Source organism: Micromonospora sp. NPDC023644 (assembly GCF_040640115.1).
Lineage (GTDB): Bacteria > Actinomycetota > Actinomycetes > Mycobacteriales > Micromonosporaceae > Micromonospora.
The window spans coordinates 1-2,751 of sequence record NZ_JBFABA010000111.1; the positions used below are offsets into that span (position 1 = coordinate 1).

General features: G+C 74.0%; 3 protein-coding genes. 2 read left to right on the top strand and 1 reads right to left on the bottom strand.

Annotated features, from left to right (window positions below):
* Nucleotides 1-283 (bottom strand): hypothetical protein (locus AB0G08_RS30090; protein ID WP_358094338.1); only part of this gene is annotated, 283 nt, incomplete at its 3' end.
* 526 nt (nucleotides 284-809) lie between these two features.
* On the opposite strand from AB0G08_RS30090, the gene AB0G08_RS30095 reads away from it, so the two are divergent.
* Together AB0G08_RS30095 and AB0G08_RS30100 are read left to right on the top strand one after the other, a co-directional pair.
* A complete protein-coding gene (locus tag AB0G08_RS30095) occupies nucleotides 810-1,433 on the top strand; it encodes a DUF2306 domain-containing protein (protein WP_358094341.1) in 624 nt (207 codons plus the stop codon).
* Between the two features lie 102 nt (nucleotides 1,434-1,535).
* Nucleotides 1,536-2,558, top strand: a complete 1,023-nt coding sequence (locus AB0G08_RS30100; protein ID WP_358094344.1) for an alcohol dehydrogenase catalytic domain-containing protein — start codon at nucleotides 1,536-1,538, stop codon at nucleotides 2,556-2,558.
* Nucleotides 2,559-2,751 lie beyond the last annotated feature (193 nt).

Sequence of the window (2,751 nt, forward strand, 5' to 3'; positions counted from 1 at the left end):
GCCTGACCACCTCATCGTCGGTCGGTGCCACACCCACCTGCATCTCCACGATTGCGCGCTTGGCCGCACCCTCCGCCGCCTGTCCGCCCTGCGCCGCCCCGTCCGCCCTGCGCCGCCCCGTCCGCCCTGCGCCGCCCAGTCCGCCCTGCGCCGCCCAGTCCGGCCGGCACCGCCCAGTTCGGCCGCGCCCACGAGCAAGGCCGCCACCACGGCCACGGCCAACCATTGCGACCACGGCCACCTCCACCACCAGGGCCACGGCGACGGCCGCCACCAGGGCCACGGCCGCGGTCGACGCCGTCGTCCGGGGTGTCTGGCCGAGGGGCCGCCGTCACCGTCCCGGGCCGGGTCGGAGGGGCCCACCACCACGCGGAGGGGCGACCGCCGGGACCGGTCCGGCGCGCGGCGGACGAGCCCGTCCGTCACCGTCGCTGATGGACACCGAAGGTGACGGCGACGTTACCACCGACACTCGACGGCGGTGGCCCGCGACAGCCGGACAGGGCCGTCCGACTGGTCCCCGGCCGGTCCCGGCCGCCCCCGGGCCGGCGGCGGAATCGCGCAATCTGGAAGGCGTGCCGACCGGCGTACTTCGTCATCCTTGATGGGCCGCCGGGAGCCGTACCACCGGCCGGCGGTGACACCTCGTCCACACTGCATCGTCAACAGGGGGCCCACCTGTGACCCATTCTCCGGTAAAGAACGCGTCCACACCCCCGGAGGCCATGCCGGACCGCCCGCGGCAACCGGCGGGCGAGGGGAGGGAACCGACGCCGCGCGGTGGACCCTCGTGGTGGCGTCGCCCGTGGGTGCTGCCCGCCGCGCTGCTCGCGTTCGCGTTCGTGTTCCTGTTCGTGCCGCCGTACCTGACCTTCGACCCGGACCAGGCCCGCCTGCAGAACCTGCGCCGGGACATCCCGTGGCACTACGGCTTCCTGGTCGCGCACGTCATCTTCGGCACGGTGGCGATGGTGACCGTGCCGTTCCAGGTGTGGCCCCGGCTCCGCCAGCGCTATCCCGCCGTGCACCGGTTCATGGGCCGGGCGTACGTCTTCGGCGGGGTGATCCCCTCGGCGCTGACCTCCCTGGTGATCGTGCCGTTCGCGATGGGTCCGGTCGGCAACACCATCGGCGCGCTCCTCTGGCTGGCCGCGACCCTGTACGGCTGGCGGATGGCCCGTCGGCGGCAGTACGCCAGCCACCGCCGCTTCATGATCTACAGCTTCGCGCTCTGCATGCAGATCATCGAGGGGCGGGTCATGGTGCTCACCATCCCGTTCATTCCCGGCTTCGAGCCGTCCTCCATGCCGCTGCTGCTCGAGACGGCGAGCTGGATCGGCATCGTGCTCAACCTGCTGGCCGCCCAGTGGTACCTGGAGTGGTCGGCCCGGCGCAACAGGGCCTCGCTGGCCACGGCCGTGCCGGCCAGGTGAGGCGTCACCGGTCGCGGCACCCGGCCGCGTACCGGCACCCGGCCGCCGTTCCCACCCGGAACGGCGGCCCGGGCCATCACGACGGACAAACGGAGGTGCCGGATGCGGGCGGCAGTCGTCCCGGAAGTCAACGCCAGATGGGAAGTCGTCGAGCTGCCCACCCCCCGCCCCGGTCCCGGTGAGGTGCTGGTCCGGGTACGCGCCTCGGGTCTCTGCGTCAACGACGTGCTCGCCTCCCGGGGCGCCATCCCGTTCCCCGCCGTGAGCCCGGCGGTGCCCGGCCACGAACCGGTCGGCGAGGTGGTCGAGGTCGGCGCGGGGGTGACCGCCCGCCGGGTGGGGGACCGGGTGGGCGTCACCTGGGTGCAGGGCGCCTGCGGCCGGTGCGACTACTGCCGGCTCAACCTCCCGCTGTCCGGGCAGGCGGCGCTGAACTGCCAGGCCCCCCGGACGACCGGCTTCACGGTGCCGGGCGGCCAGGCCGAGTACGTGGTGGCGGTCGCGGAGGCCACCGTGCTGATGCCCGACGGGCTCGCGTACGAACTCGCCGCCCCGATGATGTGCGCCGGGTACACCGCCTGGAGCGCGTTGCGTCAGGGCGAACCGCGGCCGGCGGAACGGGTCGCCGTGCTGGGCATCGGGGCGGTGGGTCACCTCGCCGTGCAGTTGTCCCACGCCTGCGGCTTCGAGACGGTCGCGGTCACCCGGTCACCGGACAAGCGGGACACGGCCCGGCGCCTCGGCGCCGACGCCGTCGTGGGCGACGGCGCCGAGCTGCGCGAGCTGGGCGGCGCCGACGTCATCCTGGCCACCGGCAGCTCCTACCGCAGCGCCGCGGAGAGCCTGCGTGGGTTGCGGGTCGACGGCCGCCTGGTCCTGACGGGCCTGGACTCGCCCGCCGGGTTCGACCTGGCGCCCCCCGGCGCCCGCCCGTTCTTCGCGCAGCGGCACCGCATCATCGGCGCCACCCACCACGGGCTGCGGTACCTGACGGAGGCCCTGCGCCTCGTGGCCGCCGGCCGCTGCGCACCGGTGGTCGAGGAGTTCCCCGCGACCCGGATAGCCGACGCGGTGGACCGGGTGGCGAAGGGGGACGTGCGCTTCCGCGCCGTCGTCTCCTGGTGAGCCGGGGGCGCCACGTCGCCCGCCGGTACCGTATTTCCGCAACGATTGTGGCCCGATTCTCCGCGCTGTTCGGCAGTCGCGGAAATCGCCATTTTCTGTCGCTCGCGATTTCCCCGTCGTCCGGTGGGCCGGCGGACCGCAATCGTGGAGATGCAGGTGGGTGTGGCACCGACCGACTATTGGGTGGTCCGGT

What these genes read in the sequence shown, in the direction of transcription:
- AB0G08_RS30100 (WP_358094344.1), top strand. Translation starts at nt 1,536, where the DNA reads ATGCGGGCGGCAGTCGTCCCGGAAGTCAACGCCAGATGGGAAGTCGTC.